Origin of the sequence: Faecalibacillus intestinalis, from assembly GCF_003024685.1 — a bacterium.
Taxonomy (GTDB): domain Bacteria; phylum Bacillota_I; class Bacilli_A; order Erysipelotrichales; family Coprobacillaceae; genus Faecalibacillus; species Faecalibacillus intestinalis.
In genome coordinates this window covers 263,723-285,213 of sequence record NZ_PYLQ01000001.1, presented here as the reverse complement: position 1 = coordinate 285,213, position 21,491 = coordinate 263,723, and the positions used below count along the sequence as shown (strand labels likewise).

The 21,491-nt window shown below is 29.3% G+C and carries 26 protein-coding genes; 11 read left to right on the top strand and 15 right to left on the bottom strand.

The window, feature by feature from the left end:
• Positions 1-46: 46 nt before the first annotated feature.
• From C7U54_RS01475 to C7U54_RS01465, 3 genes are all read right to left on the bottom strand, one after another.
• On the bottom strand, positions 47-841 hold the full coding sequence (locus tag C7U54_RS01475) for a MurR/RpiR family transcriptional regulator (RefSeq protein ID WP_107029050.1): 795 nt from the start codon (positions 839-841) through the stop codon (positions 47-49).
• Positions 841-1,575 carry an HAD family hydrolase gene (locus C7U54_RS01470; protein ID WP_107029049.1) on the bottom strand — a complete coding sequence of 245 codons (735 nt, stop codon included), beginning with the start codon at positions 1,573-1,575 and terminating at the stop codon, positions 841-843. Before C7U54_RS01470 ends, C7U54_RS01475 begins: the two co-directional genes overlap by 1 nt.
• Positions 1,576-1,660: 85 nt before the next feature.
• Positions 1,661-2,191 carry an LOG family protein gene (locus C7U54_RS01465; protein ID WP_107029048.1) on the bottom strand — a complete coding sequence of 177 codons (531 nt, stop codon included), beginning with the start codon at positions 2,189-2,191 and terminating at the stop codon, positions 1,661-1,663.
• A gap of 102 nt (positions 2,192-2,293) precedes the next feature.
• On the opposite strand from C7U54_RS01465, the gene C7U54_RS01460 reads away from it, so the two are divergent.
• Genes C7U54_RS01460 through bilS form a run of 4 tightly spaced genes read left to right on the top strand, consistent with a single transcriptional unit; the run spans position 2,294 to position 5,408 of the window.
• A complete protein-coding gene (locus tag C7U54_RS01460; RefSeq protein WP_022002716.1) occupies positions 2,294-3,637 on the top strand; it encodes an FAD-dependent oxidoreductase in 1,344 nt (447 codons plus the stop codon).
• Between the two features lie 48 nt (positions 3,638-3,685).
• The gene (locus tag C7U54_RS01455; protein WP_022002717.1) at positions 3,686-4,579 is read left to right on the top strand and encodes an ROK family protein; all 894 of its coding nucleotides are present in this window, start codon (positions 3,686-3,688) and stop codon (positions 4,577-4,579) included.
• A gap of 52 nt (positions 4,580-4,631) precedes the next feature.
• Positions 4,632-4,967 (top strand): P-II family nitrogen regulator, encoded by a 336-nt coding sequence (locus tag C7U54_RS01450; RefSeq protein WP_107029047.1) that lies wholly within the window; start codon positions 4,632-4,634, stop codon positions 4,965-4,967.
• Positions 4,968-4,970: 3 nt separating this feature from the next.
• Positions 4,971-5,408 carry a flavodoxin family protein BilS gene (bilS, locus tag C7U54_RS01445; protein ID WP_107029046.1) on the top strand — a complete coding sequence of 146 codons (438 nt, stop codon included), beginning with the start codon at positions 4,971-4,973 and terminating at the stop codon, positions 5,406-5,408.
• On the opposite strand, the gene C7U54_RS01440 is transcribed toward bilS, so the two are convergent.
• Genes C7U54_RS01440 through C7U54_RS01420 form a run of 5 tightly spaced genes read right to left on the bottom strand, consistent with a single transcriptional unit; the run spans position 5,398 to position 9,629 of the window.
• On the bottom strand, positions 5,398-5,958 hold the full coding sequence (locus C7U54_RS01440) for an NUDIX hydrolase (protein ID WP_107029045.1): 561 nt from the start codon (positions 5,956-5,958) through the stop codon (positions 5,398-5,400). The genes bilS and C7U54_RS01440 overlap by 11 nt on opposite strands.
• A complete protein-coding gene (locus C7U54_RS01435) occupies positions 5,939-6,703 on the bottom strand; it encodes a MurR/RpiR family transcriptional regulator (protein ID WP_022002721.1) in 765 nt (254 codons plus the stop codon). Before C7U54_RS01435 ends, C7U54_RS01440 begins: the two co-directional genes overlap by 20 nt.
• A gap of 11 nt (positions 6,704-6,714) precedes the next feature.
• Entirely contained in the window at positions 6,715-7,470 is a 756-nt protein-coding gene (locus C7U54_RS01430) for a MurR/RpiR family transcriptional regulator (protein WP_022002722.1), read from the bottom strand.
• A 6-nt stretch (positions 7,471-7,476) separates the two neighbouring features.
• The gene (locus tag C7U54_RS01425) at positions 7,477-8,316 is read right to left on the bottom strand and encodes a Cof-type HAD-IIB family hydrolase (protein ID WP_107029044.1); all 840 of its coding nucleotides are present in this window, start codon (positions 8,314-8,316) and stop codon (positions 7,477-7,479) included.
• Between the two features lie 11 nt (positions 8,317-8,327).
• Complete coding sequence (locus C7U54_RS01420; RefSeq protein WP_107029043.1) at positions 8,328-9,629, bottom strand: pyrimidine-nucleoside phosphorylase; 1,302 nt, start codon at positions 9,627-9,629, stop codon at positions 8,328-8,330.
• A gap of 166 nt (positions 9,630-9,795) precedes the next feature.
• Between C7U54_RS01420 and C7U54_RS01415 the strand changes: the two genes are divergently transcribed.
• Positions 9,796-10,761 (top strand): D-2-hydroxyacid dehydrogenase, encoded by a 966-nt coding sequence (locus C7U54_RS01415; RefSeq protein ID WP_107029042.1) that lies wholly within the window; start codon positions 9,796-9,798, stop codon positions 10,759-10,761.
• A gap of 21 nt (positions 10,762-10,782) precedes the next feature.
• Here C7U54_RS01415 and fmt read toward each other — a convergent pair whose 3' ends face one another.
• From fmt to gpr, 4 genes are read right to left on the bottom strand one after another with little or no spacing between them, the layout of a single operon-like run.
• Positions 10,783-11,736 (bottom strand): methionyl-tRNA formyltransferase, encoded by a 954-nt coding sequence (fmt, locus tag C7U54_RS01410; RefSeq protein WP_107029041.1) that lies wholly within the window; start codon positions 11,734-11,736, stop codon positions 10,783-10,785.
• 15 nt (positions 11,737-11,751) lie between these two features.
• A complete protein-coding gene (locus tag C7U54_RS01405) occupies positions 11,752-12,036 on the bottom strand; it encodes a hypothetical protein (RefSeq protein ID WP_107029040.1) in 285 nt (94 codons plus the stop codon).
• The gene (gene spoIIP / locus C7U54_RS01400) at positions 12,033-12,749 is read right to left on the bottom strand and encodes a stage II sporulation protein P (protein ID WP_107029039.1); all 717 of its coding nucleotides are present in this window, start codon (positions 12,747-12,749) and stop codon (positions 12,033-12,035) included. Before spoIIP ends, C7U54_RS01405 begins: the two co-directional genes overlap by 4 nt.
• Before the next feature lie 39 nt (positions 12,750-12,788).
• On the bottom strand, positions 12,789-13,742 hold the full coding sequence (gene gpr / locus C7U54_RS01395; RefSeq protein WP_107029038.1) for a GPR endopeptidase: 954 nt from the start codon (positions 13,740-13,742) through the stop codon (positions 12,789-12,791).
• Positions 13,743-13,855: 113 nt separating this feature from the next.
• Between gpr and rpsT the strand changes: the two genes are divergently transcribed.
• The 4 genes from rpsT to C7U54_RS01375 all read left to right on the top strand — a co-directional run bounded on the left by rpsT (position 13,856) and on the right by C7U54_RS01375 (position 17,390).
• Positions 13,856-14,116, top strand: a complete 261-nt coding sequence (rpsT, locus tag C7U54_RS01390) for a 30S ribosomal protein S20 (RefSeq protein ID WP_022002730.1) — start codon at positions 13,856-13,858, stop codon at positions 14,114-14,116.
• Between the two features lie 121 nt (positions 14,117-14,237).
• Positions 14,238-16,007 (top strand): oligoendopeptidase F, encoded by a 1,770-nt coding sequence (pepF, locus tag C7U54_RS01385; protein ID WP_107029037.1) that lies wholly within the window; start codon positions 14,238-14,240, stop codon positions 16,005-16,007.
• A gap of 25 nt (positions 16,008-16,032) precedes the next feature.
• A complete protein-coding gene (gene ispG / locus C7U54_RS01380) occupies positions 16,033-17,091 on the top strand; it encodes a flavodoxin-dependent (E)-4-hydroxy-3-methylbut-2-enyl-diphosphate synthase (protein WP_107029036.1) in 1,059 nt (352 codons plus the stop codon).
• Positions 17,092-17,135: 44 nt separating this feature from the next.
• Positions 17,136-17,390: a hypothetical protein gene (locus C7U54_RS01375; protein ID WP_107029035.1), complete on the top strand. Its 255-nt coding sequence runs from the start codon at positions 17,136-17,138 to the stop codon at positions 17,388-17,390.
• Here the strand turns inward: C7U54_RS01375 and C7U54_RS01370 are convergent.
• Both C7U54_RS01370 and C7U54_RS01365 read right to left on the bottom strand, forming a co-directional pair.
• Positions 17,363-18,226 (bottom strand): deoxyribonuclease IV, encoded by an 864-nt coding sequence (locus C7U54_RS01370; protein WP_107029034.1) that lies wholly within the window; start codon positions 18,224-18,226, stop codon positions 17,363-17,365. The genes C7U54_RS01375 and C7U54_RS01370 overlap by 28 nt on opposite strands.
• Complete coding sequence (locus C7U54_RS01365) at positions 18,213-19,592, bottom strand: DEAD/DEAH box helicase (RefSeq protein ID WP_032090367.1); 1,380 nt, start codon at positions 19,590-19,592, stop codon at positions 18,213-18,215. Before C7U54_RS01365 ends, C7U54_RS01370 begins: the two co-directional genes overlap by 14 nt.
• A gap of 120 nt (positions 19,593-19,712) precedes the next feature.
• Between C7U54_RS01365 and C7U54_RS01360 the strand changes: the two genes are divergently transcribed.
• Entirely contained in the window at positions 19,713-20,639 is a 927-nt protein-coding gene (locus C7U54_RS01360) for a DUF1848 domain-containing protein (protein ID WP_107029033.1), read from the top strand.
• On the opposite strand, the gene C7U54_RS01355 is transcribed toward C7U54_RS01360, so the two are convergent.
• Positions 20,631-21,041, bottom strand: coding sequence for a PTS sugar transporter subunit IIB (locus C7U54_RS01355; RefSeq protein WP_107029032.1), 411 nt, complete (start codon positions 21,039-21,041; stop codon positions 20,631-20,633). The two genes, C7U54_RS01360 and C7U54_RS01355, sit on opposite strands and share 9 nt — an antisense overlap.
• Before the next feature lie 137 nt (positions 21,042-21,178).
• Between C7U54_RS01355 and C7U54_RS01350 the strand changes: the two genes are divergently transcribed.
• Complete coding sequence (locus tag C7U54_RS01350; RefSeq protein ID WP_107029031.1) at positions 21,179-21,481, top strand: hypothetical protein; 303 nt, start codon at positions 21,179-21,181, stop codon at positions 21,479-21,481.
• Positions 21,482-21,491: the final 10 nt, after the last annotated feature.

The following is a 21,491-nucleotide window of genomic DNA, read 5'->3' as shown; positions in this document are numbered from 1 at the left end:
GGTTCAAGGTAAATGAAAAAAAGCTCAGTTAAACTGAACTTTTGGTTCACTTATTTTTAAGATGATAAATAAGCGCATGTAAATTATTTAAGATGTACATAAAGGCAAGTTGAGAATAGAAAGTTGCAATTTTATTTTGTTTTTCATAGTCAGGAATCATAATCTGATATTGACTATAAACAACAAGTGGACTTTGAAGATTAGCAGTAACCAAAGCTGTTTGAATTCCTTTTTGATTTAAGATTTTCATACATTCTAAAAGGGATGTATTTTCTCCACTATAAGAGATAAACAAAGCAAAATCTCCTGGCTGTAATTGTTTGGAAATATAGATTTCTTCCCCATATTGAGTTGCTAAGACAGGAAATAAATTAAGCTTTGCTAGTTTATTAATAAAGTTTGCTGCTGTTATTTGGCTATCGCCATAACCATAAATAAAAACTCTTTTCTTTTGTACCATCAATGTTGCTATTTTATTTAAGGTTTTAATAGATAAATGATGATAGACTTGTTGAATACTTTCTTGATAAAGAGAAAACATGTTTTGAATGATTTGTTCACTTGTTTCATTGACTTGAAATGGGATTGTATAGTCTACTTGACTTACCATATATTTATTAGCTTCAAGTTCCTGTAATAAAGCCAATTTAAATTGTCGATACCCTTGATAGCCTACTTTATGACATAAACGAATAATCGTGGCATTTGAAGTATAGCTCTTTTTTGCTAGATCATTGATTGAAAGTAAAGTTAAATCTTCTAAATGATCTAATAAATAATCAATGACTTGTTGTTCTGATTCAGTATAATGATTTTCTTTAAGTTGTTGTAATATTTTCATTATTCTTTCATTAAAATATCAAGCGCTTCTTCCACACTATCAACTACATCATCAACAATCGATGTTAAACTTTCTGGTGATGTTGGAAAAGTAAAAGAATGATCCACGGTTTCTAACATAGGAATGTCATTATACGAATCCCCAATTCCGGCAACTTCCTCTAAATGCATTAATTCTTTTAATTTTAAAATTCCTAAACCTTTAGAACATCCTTTTTCAGTAATATCAATATATTCTTTATTTTGATGTGCTGTTAATTCAGGAAAATGTTCTTCAATATCAAGACATACTTTTCTCGCGTTTTCATCCGTTTTCGCATTCATGGATAAACCATAAATATCTCCTTCTACTTCATCTAAAGAAGTAATAACTTGTCTAACCATTGAACCTAAGTCTTCTTTTAAAAATGTATAAATTTGCATATTAGCTTGAATAAAAATATCATAATCTTTTTGATAACGATCATAAAATTCATGTAATAAATGTTTAGAAATCGTACTTTTATAAATAACTTCTCTTTCTTTATTGAGTACAAGTGCTCCTGTACATAAAATATAGAAATCAAAATCAATATAAGGTTTACAAAATTCGTAAATACCTTTAAAAGGTCTTCCACTACATAAACCAAATAAGTTGCCTACTTTTTGAAATTCCTTGATTTTCTTTAAATCCCCTTCTTTAAACTTTTCATTAAATAATAATGTTCCATCATAATCACTTGCTAGTACTTTCATAATAATCCTCCAATGCCTTTATTGTAGTTGATTTTGTAAAAAAAGAAAATCATTTTCATCGATTTTCTTTTTTAGAAACATCTTCTTATTTTAATATTTCTTTTATTCCCTCTAAATTTTCCACAAAATAAATACCTTCTTGTTTTTCCTTAGATGATAAATCAAAAGCAATCATCTTATTTAAAAGTTTCTTTAAATCATCATAATATCCATTTAAATTATAAAGCATACAAGGTGTTTTTAAATGTTTCAATGAGACTTTAGACATAACTTCTGTAATCTCTTCTAACGTTCCTGTTCCTCCTGGAAAAGCAATAAACGCATCTCCTAATTCAATCATCTTTGCCTTTCTTTCACTCATATCTTGCGTCACAATTAATTGAGTTATTTCAGGATAATCAAAACCAGCATCAATGAAAAACTGTGGTTCAACTCCTATGACTTTTCCTTTTACCTTTAATACACTTTCAGCCAATTCTCCCATTAAGCCACATTTAGAACCTCCATAAACAAGTGTATGTCCATTTTCACCAATCCACTTACCAAGTTCTCTTGATGCTAAAATAAGGTTTTGATCATTTCCATTACTTGCCCCTAAATAAACTGTTATATTCATGTATACCTCCAAAATTTATAAATCTTTTTTATCCTTTTGGCTTATTATATCATTTTCTGTATAAAAAATGCGTTTTTGTTTCATAATAAAGCAGGTGATTTTATGAATGAATCTTATTGGCAAAAGACAAGTCAACATCCTTGTTTTAAACAATTAAATAAAGATATAAAAACCGACATTCTTATTATTGGTGGTGGTCTATCCGGCATTTCATGCGCTTATCAATTAAAAGAAACAGATAAACAAATAACTGTTGTTGAAAAGGATCTTTTAGGTTGTCATACCAGTGGATGTACAACGGCTAAAATTACTCTTTTACAAGATCTTATTTATCAAAAACTTGTTAAACATTATAATATTGAAACAGCTTATCTATACTATCAAAGTCAAAAAGAAGCAATAAAAGGTATTAAAGATTTAATTGAAAAAGAAAAAATTGATTGTTGTTTAAAAGAATGTACGATGTCTTTATATACTGATAATTTAAAAAATGTTGAAAAACTTGAAAAAGAACAACATTATTTACAATTCTTTGGTGAAACTGTTTTTGACAATCAAAAACATTTAAAAACAATCAGTTTGCATCATCAATATATCTTTCATCCTTTAAAATATCTCTATCATCTTGTGAAATGTTGTCAAAAGAAAAATGTTCAATTTTATGAACATAGTCGTGTTGATAAAATTATAAAAAGAAAAAACGATTTTCTTGTCTATGTACAAGGACATCGTATTATCTGCCAAGATCTCATTCATGCCTCGCGTTATCCTTTTATAAAAAAAGGTTTCTACTTTTTAAAAATGTTTCAATCTTTAGAAAGTATTGATTTAAAACAAAGAACAGGAAATCAATGTACCCTCTCTATCGATCTTACAGAAAGTTATCGTCCTTTAAAGAATCATGCTTTAGTTATTAATTCTAAGAGTAAAGATTGGTTTGCACAAGATACGATTCCCTTAAGAGGTATTCCTTACATGGGGCGTTATAAAGAACATGAATATTTTATTTATGGTTTTCAAAAATGGGGTATGACAAATTCTTTTTTAGCGTCTAAAATCATTAAAGATCTTTATTTAAATAACGATAATGCCTATCTTTCCTTATTTTCATGTCATTATTATTCTTTAAGTTATTCTAAAATATATTTGAAACAAATGCTTCATCATCTTTATCTTGGTTATGTCAAATTTCATTTTCATACCAAGAAAAATTTACAAAGAGGTCAAGGAGGATTAATGAAAATCAATCATAAACTCTATGCTGTTTATTTAGATAAGCAAGGTATTTATCATTATTTTTCTCCCTACTGTCCTCATTTAAAAGGTCTACTTTCTTTTGATGAAAAACATCAAATATGGCATTGTCCCTGTCATCAATCTATTTTTGATTGTTATGGAAAACTTATTGAAGGACCTTGTTTAAAAGATATGAATAAACAAAAATGATACCCATTTCATTCCTTCTATTATATAATAATATATGGGAGGAAGTTTATGAAAACATATTTAACATTAGATGTTGGTGGCAGTGCCATCAAGTATGCGTTAATGCAAGAAGATTTAACTATTTTAGAAAAATCAAGTGTACCAACTCCTATGGATACCCTTGAAAACTTTATTGAAACAATTGGAAAAATCTATGATCAATTTCAAGATCAAATCAATGGTATGGCCCTTTCTATGCCTGGTATCATTGATCCTGAAAGAGGCTATCAATATACTGGTGGTGCTTTACGTTATATTGATAAATTAGAAACTGTAGAAGTTTTAAAGAAGCGTTGTCCAACAAATATTACAATTGGTAATGACGCTAAATGTGCTGCTAATGCGGAAATTGGTTTTGGAAATCTCCAAGATATTCAAGATGGCGCTGTGGTTATTTTAGGAACTGGGATTGGTGGATGTTTGATTAAAGATCATAAAGTTCATACAGGAAAACATTTTTCAGCGGGTGAATTTTCTTTTATTAAGACCAATAATCTAGACCCTATTAGTTGGAATCATGCTTGGAGTACGAGAAATGGTATTTCTGGGTTATTACAACGTGTTCAAGAAGCCCTTGAAACAGACAAAGAATATACTGGAATTGAAATCTTTGAAATGGCTAATAAGGGTAATGAAAAAGTCATTAAAGGAATCGATGCTTTTGCTAAGGAAGTCGCAACTCAAATCTTTAATGTACACATTATTTTTGATTGTGAAAAGGTGGCTATTGGTGGCGGTATTTCTGCTCAACCTTTATTAATTGAATTGATTAATAAAAATTTAGATGAAATCTATGAACATTTAGGTTTTGATGTTTATCATCCTGAAATTGTTGCTTGTAAATTTAGAAACGATGCAAATTTAATTGGTGCTCTTTATCAGCATATTCAAACTTTTAAATAATTCTTTTTCAAAAAGAAAAATAAGTGTAAAATAAGATTAAGAGGTGACCGTGATGCAAGTTGTATTTGTTGTTTTACATAAAACAGAACTATTACAAGATTTATTAACTAAACTAAAAAAAGCAGGAGTAAGTGGTGGAACAATCATTGATTCTCAAGGAATGATTTCTTATATTCAAGAAAGTGATGAAAGTTATATTTTAGGTTCATTGAGACTTTTTCTTGAACAAGCTCGTCCTGATAGTAAAACAATGTTTTTCATTATTAAAGACGAACAAGTTGATCTTGTTTTTGAAACCATTGATAAAGCTTTAGGTGGTTTAGAAAATCATAACACAGGTATTGCTTTTGCTATGCCAATTACAAGAGTAGAAGGAGTTGTTAAATAAAATATGTTGATTTATTTTAGTCAAACAGGTAATACCCAACTTTTAGCTCAAGCTATTAAAAAGAATGTTGAAAATTCAGATATTATCTATGTAGGATTTTGGACTGATAAAGGTAACGCTAGTAAAGAAGCTTTAGATTATTTAAAAACATTACATCATCAAAAGATTTTCTTATTTGGTACCGCTGGTTTTGGTAAAAGCGATGATTATTTTAAAAAAATCATTGATAAAGTTAAAGAAAGTATTGATGAAAGTAATGAAGTTATAGGAAGCTTTATGTGCCAAGGAAAGATGCCTGAAACTGTCTTACAAAGATATTTAAAGTTAAAAGAAGGAAATCATGCTCCAGATAATATAAATTTATTAATTGATAATTATTATGAAGCACTCAAGCATCCAAATAATGATGATATTGAGAATCTAAAAAAGGCTATCGCTTAAGATAGTCTTTTACTTTACTATTAAGTTTAGAATAAATATTTTCAACAAACCATGGTTCGGTAGATGCTTTTAAAGCATCTTCAAAACTAAACCATCGTAGTCCCTTATTTTCATCTTCTTTAATCTTTAACTCATCTTGATCATTTGCTTCCATTAAATAAGTCACATTATAATGAAGATGACTTGAAACATATTTTCCTCTTTTAACATGTCCATCTACTGTTAATACTTCTAAAGAAAATAAATCATCACTCATAAATGATACATTTTCTAATCCACTTTCCTCTTGTACTTCCTTTAAAGCAACTTTTTTAAAATTCTTCTCACCATCTACGTGTCCACCTAACCAAGACCAAGAATTATAAACTTTATGATAGCACATTAAAACCTTATTATGATTTTGATTTAAAACCCAACAAGAAACTGTAAAATGCCCTACTTCATTTTCTCTTGTCAAAACATCTTTTTGTTTAAGAACTTTTAATAAAAGTTCCTTGTCTTTTGCTTCTTGTTCATTATAAGGTTGATAATTAGTGATTTGTTGGTACATTTTCAATATATTTTTGATAATACATCACGCGTATTAAATCAAAAATTGTCATTATTTGATAATTGAAATTAATGCCATCAAATCTTCCTGGTACTTGAATTGTATCAGTTGTGAGTTTCTTTCTTGCATAGGTTGGATTTTGAGTAACAAGTAAAGAAGTTGTATTTTGTAAAGAGAGATTTGTTCGCGTATACATAAAACCTTCTAATGATCTTCCTGATGAAGAAATAAAGATAACATAGTCATTTTCATTAAAAATCATATCTTTATCATACGTATGATATTGGAGTACTGTTTTACCAAAAGAAATCATATCTGTTTGAAATTCAACGGCAATAGACATCGGGTAAAGAGCACCTACTAAAATTACACGTTTTGAATCATGAATTTTTGTACATACTTCTTCAATTTTCTTTAAGAAAGCTTCATTATCATTAGAAACTTTAATACGTTCAACATATGAAGAAACATGTATATTTTTCATACGTTCTTGAATTTGTTCAAAACGTACTTGTTTATGTCGTTGATAAATTTCTATAAAAGAAAGATAATTATCAAAACCTAAGTATTTTAAAAAGTTTAAAATACTTTCAGGTGTTGTTTGTAATTCACCAGCAATATCTTCAATCGTATAACTGTCAAAATCTTGATAATGAAGGATAAAGAATACACAAAAACGATAAGCGTCATCTAAAAATAATGTTCCATTTAAATATTTTAATATTCTAGAAAGTAGTATATTCATAAGCTCCTCCTTTAAATAAAATGATATTTTTTATAATAAGTAACACGCATAATATCAAAGATTGACATCAAGCGATAGTTAAAATCAATACTATCATATCTTGAACTTGCTACATATATCACACGTTCTTCGCCAATTTGACTTTTATACTTTTTATTTTGGGTAATAAGTAAGAATTGTGAACGATTAATATCAAAACCTTGATGTTGCTCCATAAACGCATCATAAGCTCTTCCTGTTGCTGAAACAAAAATGACATAATCATCTTTATTTAAGATAAGTTGATTATCAAAAGAATGATATTGGAAAACTGGTTTTCCAAAAGTAATCAAATCTGTTTGAAATTCAACAGCAATCGATATTGGATAAAGTGCCCCAATAATAACCACTCTTTTAGAAGTAGAAATATCATGACAAATATGATCCAAATCACAAATAAATTTATCTTGATCATCACATAAATGAATTTGTTTAAATAAATCATCCATCTTTAATCCTAACATTCTTGAACGAATTTGATCTTGTCTTAAAATAACATCCGCATAAAGTTGATCTTGAAAAGAAGCATAGTCATCAAATCCTAAATGTTTTAAGAAGTTTAAAATTGCTTCTTGAGAAATTTTTGATTTTTCAACCACTTCTTCTAAAGTCATTTTATAAAAATCTATATAGTTTTCAATAAAGAATACACAAAAACGATAATTATCATCTAAAAACAATGTTCCATTAAAGTATTCAAGTATTCTTGCTAGAAGTACATTTCCCATACGTACCTATCCTTTCTTTATTAAACCTAGTTTTTCAAGACTTAAAGCTATCCCATCTTGATCTGGATCAATAAAAGTATCATAAGAAATATCTAATAATTTTTCTTTAGCACCTTCAAAAACAATTCCTTTATTTACTTTTTCTATCATTTGATAGTCATTCATACTATCTCCAAATGCAATCGTATCTTCCATACTTGCATGATAATAATCGATCACTCTTTCAATAGCATCTGCTTTTGTACAATTCTTTGAAATAATTTCCCCATTAATAAAATCATCTTCTGGCTTTGAAAATAAAACCACATTAAAATCTTTACTTAAATGAGGAACTGTATCAAGCAATGCATATTTATCATATGCAATAAAAACAATTTTAGTCACTTTATCTTTACCAGGATTATATTCTGTAATTGGTTTAAAAGCTTGATTTCTTTTTTCAAAGAAACGTGCAAGTTCTGGATTGGCTTGTGTATCTTTGATTTGTCTTCTTTCCATATATTCTCTAGCATAACCTGATTGAAAAAGTTCATCTTTGGTTTCAAGTGTAAAACCTACCTGCGCATTAGAAAATAAAACAATAGCTTGTTGGAGACGTTTTGAATCAAGAAAGTTTTCATAAATATATTTTCCATCAATTTGAATAAAACTACCTGCAGCTGAAATCACACCATCAAAACCGACATCTAAAATATCTTGAGTAATTGAAACAGGCGCTCTCCCCGTACATAAGAAAGCTTTATGTCCATTTTCTCTTAGCTTACAAATGGCTTCTCTATTTCTTTTAGTAATCTCTCTACTTTTACCACGAATTGTTCCATCAATATCAAAAAATACATATTTCATTGTGCTTACCTCTACTTCATGAATTCTTCAATCAAAATAGGTTTTTCAACAAATTCATCAACAATTGTATAACTTTGATAAATTTCATCTAACAATTCTGGAGATAAATCATCTCTTGCATAAACAGTTAATAATTTTTCACCAATATCTACATGATCCCCTATTTTTTTATTTAAAACAAGTCCCACTGCATGATCGATATCTTCTTCTTTTGTCATACGACCACCACCAAGTTTCATCGAAACAATCCCTAATTTTTTTGCTTCTAATGCTTGAATATAACCTGTTTTCTTTGAAGTTAATTCTATTATAGCACTTGGTTTTTCAAATAGTTCAGTATTTTCTATATATGAAACATCTCCACCTTGAGCTTTGACCATTTCTTTAAATTTTTCTAAAGCTTTTCCATTATCCATCACTTCTTGTAAAGCTTGATACGCTTCTTTTTTATTTGGATAAAGATTTGCTTGAACAAGCATTTCACTACCTTCATTTAAACAAAGTTCTCTTAAATCTTCAGGGCCATTTCCTTTCAAGGTTTCAATAGCTTCAATAACTTCTAAACTATTCCCAATTGCATTTCCTAAAGGTTGTGACATACTTGAAATTGTCGCTCTCGTATTTTTATGACAATGCTTTCCAATAGAAATCATTGTTTGAGCAAGTTCTTTAGCTTCTTCAATGGTTTGCATAAATGCACCATTTCCATATTTAACATCTAATAAAATCGTATCAGCCCCACTCGCTAATTTTTTAGACATAATAGAAGAAGCGATTAAAGGTATACAAGAAACTGTTCCTGTAACATCTCGCAAAGCATATAACTTTTTATCAGCAGGTACAAGTGAAGCACTTTGACCAATAATAGCTAGTCCTATTTCATTGACTTGATTAATAAAATCTTCTTCTGAAATATTAATTTGATAGCCTGGAATTGATTCAAGCTTATCAAGCGTACCACCTGTATGCCCTAAACCTCTTCCTGACATCTTAGCCATTTTACCACCACAGGCAGCCACAATAGGCCCTAAAACAAGTGAGGTTTTATCACCAACACCACCTGTTGAATGTTTATCAACTTTAACCCCTTCTATTTTGGATAAATCTATAATATCCCCACTTTCTTCCATAACTTTTGTTAGCAAGGCTGTTTCCTTTAATGTTAAACCTTGAAAACAAATAGCCATTAATAAAGCAGACATTTGATAATCAGGAATACTTCCTTCAACATAACCATCAATAATAAATTGAATTTGTTGATGATTAAACTCACCATTATTTTTTTTATATTCTATTAAATCAACCATTCTCATTGTTGTTTTCCCCTTTATTTCAATCTAGTTCTATTTTACTATATTTTGTTTTAATTTGAAAACACTTTCATTGGTTCGATAAAATCTTTTCAATAATAATTAAAAAAATCTTCTTTTTTTGAAAAATTAATCCTTTTTTTGTTAGAATGTTTATGGAGGTGGATTTATGAAAATCTTAATATGTGCCCCATTACAAGATGCTGAAATCAAAAAAATCCAAGAACATTTTAAAAATGATATATTCATTATTAATAGAAAACCAACCCAAGAAAATATTGATCAAGTGGATGTTATTATAGGAAATCCAAAACTTAATTTAAACTTAAATCAAGAGCATCTACAAGCAATACTCCTAAACAGTGCTGGTAGTGATCAATATATTAAAACAGGTATTTTAAATGAAAATACCAAACTTACCAATGCTTCTGGTAGTTATGGAAATGCTATTAGTGAACAAGTCATAGGAATGATGATTACGCTTTGTAAGAATTTAAAAACTTATGCCTTACAAATGAATGAAGGTAATTGGAATCCTTTAAAAACAGGAAAAGAAATTTATCATAGTCGTGTTTGCATTGTGGGATATGGTGATATCGGTTATGAAATTGCTAGAAGGTTGAAAACTTTTGATTGTCATATTACTGCTATTAAAAGAAGAGTCCAAGATGATCTTCCTTATGTAGATGAAGTATCTTCTTTAGATCAATTAGATAAGCTTCTACCAACCATGGACTTTGTTATTTTATCTTTACCTCAAAGTAAAGAAACTTATCATCTTTTTAATACAGAAAAACTATTAAAAATGAAAAAAGATGCTGTATTAATTAATGTAGGCAGAGGAAGTGCTATTGATACAAATGATTTAATTGAGGTTTTAAATCAAGAACATCTCTATGGTGTTGGCTTAGATGTGGTTGAAGAAGAACCGTTATCTAATACCTCACCATTATGGAAATTTGAAAATGTTTTAATCACACCTCATAGTTCTGGTGGTTTTGTTTGGCAAAGTGTTAGAAATTATTATACAGAACTTGTTATAAGAAATATTGAACATTTAAAAAATAAAGAAACTTTGGAAAACGAAGTTGATTTTCAAACCGGTTATCGAAAAGTTGTCACATACAAAAAATAGCGCATCTCAGCGCTATTTTAATTATTCAAACTTTTGATCAACTTCAAAGATATTATGCCCATTTAAATAATCTTTAACAAGCATACGTTTTTTACCTTCTAATTGAAATTCAGTAATAATAAAGACACCGTCTTGTACCTTTACACCAATAGCATCTTTAAAAATCTTAACAATTGTTCCTGGTGCTTGATGTGCATGATGACTCATAGCATTTGGACAATTATGTACAAGTCCTTGATAAATCTTTACTGTTTTTCCAAGATATGTTGTATAAGCTCCTGGCCAAGGATTTAATCCTCTAACTTTGTTATAAACTTCTTGAGCAGGTTTATCAAAATCGATCTTTTCTTGTTCTCTAGAAATAACTGGAGAATAAGTTACTAAAGTTTCATCTTGAGGTATTGAGGCATTTGTTCCATCAATAATCGAAGGTAACGCTTCAATAATCGCTTCTGCACCTAAAGTAGATAAACGATCATAAAGTTCTCCTACTGTTTCATCATTAGAAATAGGTGTTTCTTTTTGATAAATAATATTTCCTGCATCCATTTTCTTAACCATATACATGATAGTGACCCCTGTTTTTTCATCACCATTTAAAATAGCATAATGAACAGGTGCTCCTCCACGATATTTAGGTAATAATGAAGCATGAACATTAATACATCCAAGGCGTGGACAATCTAAAACTTCTTGAGGAATCATTTGTCCATAAGCCGCTGTAATAATTAAATCAGGTTGCATATCGATAATAGCTTGATAATCTTCTTTAATACGTTGTGGTTGAAAGACTGGTATATCATGTTCTAAAGCCACCACTTTGACCTCTGGCATTTTTAATTCTTTTTTTCTACCAACACGACGATCTGGTTGTGAGACAACTTGTACGATATTGTAATCGTGTTGAATTAAACTTTTTAAAACAGCTTCTGAAAATGTAGCTGTTCCCATAAATACAATTTTTAATTGATTCATTTTTTTCACATCCTTCTATAAGATATTACTAATAAATTGAGAGATAAGCAAGACAATTGTTTGAATTATTTGGATACATATCTCACTTATTTTTTTAACAATTAAAGAAAGTGTATTATCTTTTTGATTATCATAGAGACCTTCATTTGTTTTAATTTCTTTTTGCTTTTTTATATTTTCTTCAAAAGTAATAATATTTTTAGAAACCAATTCATTTTGTACATAATGATTATTAAATAACCCATTTAAACAAAATAACAACAAGCCAACCATTGTAAAATCAATTAAAAGTTCTTTCATTGTAAATACTCCTTTATCACTTGAGAAATGACTTCTATTGTATTTTGAACTTCTTCTTTCGTATTACTTTGCCCACCAAATTCAATTAAAACCGTATGATCACAAATTCCTTGATTATAATGATTCTTTTTAACCATAATACCTCTTGATAACCCTGGTACCTTTTCATTTGCTTTATTAGATAATTCAGTAGATAATTGATTAACCATTTCAAACTTACCACTGCTTTTTCCAACAACAAACATAATTTTAGCATAACTTTTTTGATTATACGTAAGCGTTGAGTATTTTTTATCCAGACTATCACGATGGAAATCAATAACTAAATCATATTGTCCATTTTCTCTTAATGAATTTTCTAAATACATTTTAGAAACAACATAAGATTGATTATATGCAATTCTGTGCAAATTTTTATAATTTTCAAAATCATTTTGTTCTACATCACAAAAATAGCCTTCTTTATTTAAACAATCCTTTAAATAACCCGCTCCATCTCTTACATTATATCCAACATACTCTTCTCCTTGATGGGTATTATAAATGTGTACTTTTTTATTAGATGTAACCGGTACACTCGTTTGCAAGGCTTCGGTAGTAGAAATTGCTTTAAAAACTTTCACATTTTGATGACTATAAGAAGGTAAGTAGATAATCATTAAAACAATGATCATTATTTTGAAAATAATTTGAATAGATACTTTTATTTTCATAGGCGCTCTCCTTGTATTTATTCAAATATATGAGACAAATCAATAATTATACCTCAAGTCATTCAGAGCCTTTGCTAGAAGAGCACTCATCCTTTCAACTGTTTCATCAATTTGTTTATCAGCCATCACAAAATTACGATCAATCGGTGTCAATATTTCTTGTAATAAAGATTCTAATTCCTCTTGATCAAGACTCCCAATATGACCTAATAAATAACGTTGTTGACTTGATGAAAGAGTCCCTTCATATTTTTCTCTTTTCCCAATTTTTAATCTATTTTTTATATCAATAGCATCTCCAAAATAATCTTTCATTAATTGAAAAACATCTTTAACAATTGAACTGGCATAAATAACAGTCGGTACCCCTATCGCAATGACTGGACATCCTACGGTTTCTTCTTGAATAGCTTGACGGTGATTACCAATTCCACTACCAGGATGAATACCGACATTATTAATTTGGATAACATGCCCTAATTTTTGATAATCTTTTGCACATAAAGCATCAATAACTATCACTAAATCTATTTGAAACTGATCGACCATTGCCTGGATCACTTCAACTGTTTCTACTCCTGTTTGATACATCACACCTGGTGTAAGTGATAAAATATCATAATAATGATTTTCTAATTTAAGACTATCATCTAAATAATGCGTGACGCGAATATCTCTTAAAGTACGTGGTCCAATCGCATCACTGGTTAAATAAGGATTACCAAGTCCTGTAACTAAAATACGAGGATATTCATTTTGATCTATCATTTCTTTTAATATTTTTGTTATTTGTTCACTGATATTAGAAATATGATCTTTAAAAAAAAATTCAATATACTTTCCTTTTTTTAAATACTCCGTATCTTCTAAAAATTCATATGTTTCAATTGAAAAGTCCTCCTTTTTTTCAATCTTTCTTTGATAATGTTTTCCTTCTTTTAATAAATCCAATGATTCTTTCGCTAAATCACTATGTGTATTATACTTATTCATATTCTCACCTGCATAATTATTCCCTTATTTCCAACAAATTACACAAAATTGTTGCAATTCCTTGACTTTTTATATATAATGAAGTGGCAAATTGCAAAGCGAGGTGAAAAATCATGGCAAATATGAAACAACAAATTAAACGTTATAAAAACGATAACAAAAAAAGAGCTAAAAACGCTTCTTATAAATCAGCTTTAAAAACTGCAATCAAAAACGTAAGAGCTGAAGTTGAAGCTGGAAATAAAGAAGCTGCTGAAAAAGCATTAGTAATCGCTTCTAGCAAATTAGATTCTTATGTAAACAAAGGAATCCATCATAAAAATTACGCTATTAGACAAAAATCTAAATTAGCTAAATTAGTTAACTCAATCTAATCATTGAAACCAGACAAATGTCTGGTTTTTTTGTTTATTCTTTCTTTTCTTGATTATAATGTTAATAGACTTTGAAATAAAATAAGAGTAAAATATTTTTACATTACAAGGAGATGTATTTATGGAAAGAAAAGATATAGAAGAAAAATATACTTGGGATCTTTCTAAAATTTATCAAGATCCTCAAGAGTTTTATCATGATATAGAAGTCAGTCAACAATTACTTGATGAATTGACTTCATTTAAAGGAAAAATGACCGAAAGCGTTGATATCCTTTTACGTTTTTTATCAAAGCGTGATGAAATGTCAATGCTTGTAAGTAAAGCTTACTGTTTTGCGCATTTAAACTGTGATGTAGAACCTAAAGAACAAGAATATCAAAAAATGCTTGCTACAGTGATGTCACTGATTCAACAATCAAGTGTTAAACTTGTATTTGTTGATAATGAAATCGTTGAAAACGATGAAACGGTAAGAGAATATTTAAAAGATGAACGTTTAAAATCTTATCGGTATTCTTTAGAAAATGCTTTAGCTTTTAAACCTCATTTATTAGATAAAGAACAAGAAGAATTAGTTGCAAAAGTAGACAATATCTCTGAATTAGCAGAACAAGTTTTTGATTCTTTACGTCTAGAATTTGAAGATGTTGAAGTCAATGGTCAAAAGAAAACATTAAATCAAGCAACACTTAATGAATTTTTAAAGAATAAAAATAGAAACGTTAGAAAACAAGCCTACCATCATTTCTTTAAAGAATATCAGCGTTTTGAAAATACCTTTGCCTCAACTCTTTCAGGGGTTATGAAAAAAGATGCTTTTTATAGTGATATTCGTCATTTTGATTCACCCCTTGCGGCAAGTGTTTTTAATGATGATGTTCCTATCGATTTATTTTTTAAGATTTTAGATAAAGCAAATAATGAATATCGTTATTTATTCCATCGCTATAATCATTTAAAAAAAGAAATTCTTGGGCTAGATGAACTTTATAATTATGATTTATCAGTTCCTCTTGTAAAAAGTGTTTCTAAAAAATTTACAATTGAAGAATGCTTTGACATCATCAATCAAGCTTTAGCTCCTTTTGGTAAAGATTATTTAGCTATTATTAACCGTGCTAAAGATGAAAGATGGATCGATTACTACCCTACTACTGGTAAACGTGGTGGTGCTTATAGTAGTGGAAGCTATTTAACACAACCTTATATCTTAATGAACTTTATTGGTGACTATAATTCATTATCAACAATGATCCATGAATTAGGTCATAGTGTGCATACGTATTTATCAAGCCATAATCAAGACTATATTAATAGTAATTATCGTATTTTTGTAGCGGAAGTCGCTTCAACCGTTAATGAAACCTTACTTATCAACTATATGATGGATCATACTTCATCAAAAGAAGAAAAAGCCTATTATATGTATGAACAATTAGAAAACTGTGTTGGTCTTATTTTTAGACAACCGATGTTTGCGGACTTTGAACATCGTCTTCATGAAATGGCTAAAAACAATGAGCCCATGTCTTCTAAAATCATGACTGATCTTTATGCAAAATTGAATCAAGAATACTTTGGTGAAGATGTAAAAATGGATGAACTTGTAGGTTGGTCTTGTTATTATGTTCCTCATTTCTATTATGATTATTATGTTTATAAATACACTTTAGGAATGACTGTTGCTTTAGCTATCGTTAAACGTATATTAAATGGTGACACGCAACAAGTTGAACGTTATTTAAACTTCTTAAAATCAGGTGGAAAAGAATCTCCTGTTGACTTATTAAGTCATGCGGGTGTTGATCCTTTAGATGACGCTATTTATGATGATGCTTTCCATTATTTTGAAGATTTATTAAATGAATTTGAAAAGCTGGTAAAATAATTTATAATAGTATTAGGTGATAGAAATGAAAAGAGAAGAAACAAGAGCGTTTCAAGTAGGAAATTTAACATTAGGTGGTAATAATCATGTCATTATTCAATCCATGACAAATACCAAAACTAAAAATGTGGAAGCAACCGTTAAACAAATTCAAGAATTGGAAGATGCCGGTTGTGAAATGGTCAGAATGGCTGTTTTTGACAAAGAAGATGCATATGCGATAGCAGATATTAAAAAACAAGTGCATATTCCTTTAGTTGCCGATATTCATTTTGACTATCGTTTAGCTTTGATTGCGATTGAATCAGGAATTGATAAAATTCGTATCAATCCTGGAAATATTGGAAGTATTGAAAAGGTAAAAGCCGTTGTTGAATCTTGTAAAGAACATCATATTCCTATTCGTATTGGTGTCAATAGTGGTTCTTTAGAAAAAGATATCTTAGAAAAATATGGTCGTCCTACTGCTAAAGGAATGATTGAAAGTGCAAAGAAACATATTGATATTTTGGAAAGTCTAGATTTCCATGATTATTGTATTTCTTTAAAATCTTCCGATACAATGCTTACAATTGAGGCCTATACACTTGCTAGTGAAACCTTTGATTGTCCCCTTCATTTAGGGGTTACAGAAGCAGGAACAAAACTTGGAGGAACAATTAAATCTTCTTTAGGTATTGGTACTTTATTATATCAAGGAATTGGAAATACGATTCGTGTTTCTTTAAGTGATTATCCTGTAGAAGAAATTAAAGTAGCAAAAACATTGCTTAAAGAATTGGGGTTAATTAAAAATGTTCCTACCCTTGTATCTTGTCCAACTTGTGGAAGAATTCAATATGATTTGATTCCAGTCGCTAAAGAAATTGAAGATTTCTTAAATAATATCCATCAAGATATTACCGTAGCCATTATGGGTTGTGCAGTTAACGGTCCAGGTGAGGCCAAAAATGCCGATATTGGTATTGCCGGTGGTGTTAAAGAAGGATTATTAATCAAAAAAGGAAAAATTATTAAAAAAGTTAAACAAGAAGATATGGTACAAACGCTCAAAGATGAAATTTTAAAGATGGTTAATTCATAATAACCATCTTTTTTTCATATATATAACTATGGAGGCGTAAAACTATGGAAAATTTATTCATTGAACATTTTTTATCGTATGAAGACTTTAGAAGCAATAAGGAAATACAAGCATTAGAGCTAAATGAAGAAGATTTGAAGGTGATCTATCAAGTGATAGATCAAAACCGTTTTTTACTCTGTAGTGAACATTATTTACCTATTCTATTTCAATCAATTATGAAAAAAACTAGTGTTGCCACTAGTTTAAAATTGAAATCTTTGTTTCAAAATCATACTTCAATATTTCTAAATTCTTGATTTTTCAACATATCTATTTCTTCTTTATAAGGAGCTTTACCATCAATATAAGGTGTTTCTAAAATCTTAGGAACATCTTTTATTCTTTCATTATGAGCAATCCCATTTAAAATATCAAAACCAATCTCACCTAAGCCAAGATTTGCATGACGATCTTTATGAGCTCCTTGAACATTTTTAGAATCATTCAAATGAACAACAAGTAAACGATCTAAATCAATAATACGATCAAATTCATCTAAAATTGCATCAAAATTTGATAAATCGTATCCTGCGTCATGAATATGACACGTATCTAAACAAACCCCTAATTTTTCAGGATAATCACAATGAGAAATCAAATAATTGATTTCTTCAAATGTCTTTCCTAACTCACTGCCTTTTCCTGCCATTGTTTCTAAAGCAATCTTTCCTTGATAAGGTGTATCTTTTAATACTTCATTTAAACCTTTAATGATTTGTTGAAGACCCACTTCTTCTCCAGCTTTTACATGACTTCCAGGATGTAAAACAAGAATCGATGTCCCAATATCTTGACATCTTTGGAGTTCTTGTTTTAAGAAGTTAACAGCTAATTCAAAAGTTTCTTCTTTAACCGTATTAGCAAGATTAATGATATAAGGTGCATGAACAACAACATTTTTTAAATCAATGTTATTTTCCTTCATTAAAGCTTTTGCCTCTTCCACCTTTAATTCACTAATGGCTTTTCTTCTCGTATTTTGTGGTGCACCTGTATAAAACATAAACGTATTAGCACCATAAGATAAAGCTTCTTTTACTGAACCTAAAAGCATGTCTTTTCCAGACATTGAGACATGACTACCAATTATCATTGCCTTCCTCCATACGTTTAGCGATTTGTGCTTGACGGGCACGTTCTTTCTTTTGACGACGGATATCATCACGAATCATCGCACGTTTTTGTTTACGTACAACTTGTTCAACTTGATATTTACGTTTCTTTTTATATCCTGGTTTTACTTTTTTAGGTTTACGGATAATCATTTGAACTTGTTTTTCAAGTTCAGTTTGTTGACGAATACGTTTTTTACGTTTTTCTCTTTGTCCTAAATCCACAAATTGTCCGTTTTTAAGTTGCATATTCTTAAATTCAATTCCTTTTCTTTCAAGAATTGCAATATTTTTTTCATCTGTTGTATCATACATACTATAACAAATACCTGTATAGTTTCCACGCCCTGAACGTCCACTTCGATGAATATAAAAATCAGGTTCTGTTGGAAATTGCATATTAATGACATGAGAAACACCATCAATATCAATTCCACGTGCAGCAATATCTGTCGCAACAATGTATTGATATTCATTGTTATTGATTTGTCGCATCATTTTCTTTCTTTCACGAGGTTCTAAATCTCCGTGGATTTCTCCAACTTTATAACCATCTTCTCTTAATTGTCGCGTAATCTTTGATACTTCTGTTCTTTTATTCGCGAAAATAATACAAATATAAGGATCAATTGTTGCCATGATCTTCTTTAAAACATCATAACGATCTTGATGCTTCGTTGCGAGTAAAATATGTTCAACATTGGCTGTTGTAGCAAGTTTACTATCGATTTCAATAGTAATTGGACTTTGCATATATTTCTTTAAAAATGGTCTTAGATTTTGTGGAATCGTTGCTGAGAAAACCATCATTTGTAGATCATCAGCCATTTTTCCTGCCACAGCATCAATATCTTCTAAATAACCAAATTCTAATGTCATATCTGCTTCATCGACTACAAAAGTTTTTGCTGTTGTAATTTGTAAAGCTTGCGCATCTAAAGATAAATCTTTGATACGTCCTGGTGTTCCAATAACCACGTGTGGTTGTGTTGAAAGTTTATTAACAGCTCTTTGACGATCACTTCCTCCAACAATCAATGAAACACGTAATTCTGGTAAATATTTTGTAAATGTTTTAGCGTTATTAAATAATTGAGAAGCAAGTTCTCTTGTTGGTGCTGTAATAACAGCTTGCACACAATCTTTATTGACATCAATACGAGACATGATTGGTAATAAAAATGCATGTGATTTACCTGTCCCTGTTTGTGAAATCCCGATAATATCTCTATTTTTTAATACAAGGGGAATGACTTTTTCTTGTATTGGGGTTGGCTTTTTAAAACCTAACTCTTTAATTACTTGATTACAATATTCTTGTAATTTAAAATCTTGAAAAGTTGCCATAAAATCCTCCTTTTTTCTTTTTTTAGTCACGTTATTATACCATATTTTTGATACATTTCAACAAATATTATGGATGGATTTTTATAATTATTCTATAATATTCTTGTTGGAGGTGATTAGATGATCTTAAATACTGGTAATCGTACAGATATTCCTGCCTTTTTTAGTGACTGGTTTTTTAATCGTATTCAAGAAGGTTTTGTCTGTGTTCGTAATCCCTATTTTCCTCATCAAGTCACAAAATATATTTTAGATCCTCAAGTCATTGATATTATTTGTTTTTGTACTAAAAATCCTAAACCAATGCTTTCACGTCTAGATTTAATTAAAGACTATAAACAATTTTGGTTTGTAACAATCACCCCTTACAATCAAACGATTGAACCCTATGTTCCCAATAAAAATGAAATTATTCGTAGCTTCATTGAACTATCTAAAAAAATAGGAAGTCATTGTATTGGTTGGCGTTATGACCCTATCTTCTTAAATGATTATTATACCATTGAATATCATCTTCGAATCTTTGAAAAAATGTGTCAAAAACTAACTGGATATACTCATCAATGTGTCATTAGTTTTATCGATTTATATCAAAAAACAAAAAAGAATTTTAAAGAAGTTCAAGAAGTAAATCAAAAAGATCAAATCTATCTTTGTCAAAAATTTGTAGAAATTGGAAAAAAATATAACATTGAAATCTATACATGTCACGAAAATGAATCTTTAAAAACAACAGGTGTTTATACAAGTGGATGTATGAATCAACAAATTATTGAAAGAGCTCTAGGTCATTCATTAAAACTACCTAAAATAAATGAAGCTAGACAAGGATGCCGTTGTTTATTAAATAATGATATTGGCGTTTATAATACGTGTTTACATAGTTGCCTTTATTGTTATGCCAATTACGATCGTGTAACTGTTTTAAAAAATGTTAAAATGCATAATAAAAAGTCCCCTTTTTTAATTGGAGACTTTCAAAAAGACGATATTATTAAAGAAGCAAAACAGGTTTCTTATATTGATCGACAACTTTCCCTATTTTAAGGGATGTGCGTGGCGATAAGCAACACCTCTAGTAATACGTAATAAATTATCTTCTCCAGGAAATTTTACAGGTACGACTGGATTTTCTTGATACATTTTCATTACATCTTCAATATCGACAATGATTTCATCAAATTTCATGAGTCCATACATTTTAGGTGGAAGTAAATAAAGTGGTTTATCAATTGTTTGATTTTTTAAAGCTCTATCTAATTCTACCTTCAAATGTGGACATAAAATAACAACATCAAAACGGTCTAATTCTTTTAATCCTAAACCAAATGGTAAAAATTCAATACTGTATTTATCTTCTAAATTTTTTTCTTTAATTTCTTTTTCCATCCTTGTTGCAATAGCACTTGAGGAAAAGCCCCCACCACAACATAATAATATTCTAATCATTTAAACACCTCACTATTTGTTAGTATAACATACCCTCCATTTCAATGTAAGGGCTTTTATTTTTTTTGTAATTTTTATCTTATCTTTTTAAGTTTCACTTTTTTATCTTTTCATCATATTTTATAGTAGGTGATTTTATGTATCCTTATCAAAACCCCAATTATTATTACTATCAACCTCAGATGTATCCTTATTTTCAAAGAATGCCTAAAAAATTTAATTTACAACATACTCTTCATACAACGATACGAGGTATTCAAATTGCAAATCAAGTTATTCCTATTATCTATCAAGTAAAACCATTAATTGATAATACCAAACAAGGTTTGACTTTATTAAAAGCAATGAATCATTTAAATGACATAGATTTTGATGAAATAGAAAAGGAATTAAAACCAATTTCTAAAGAAAACAATGAAATATTTGAAAATATGTTATAATCATCTTTGA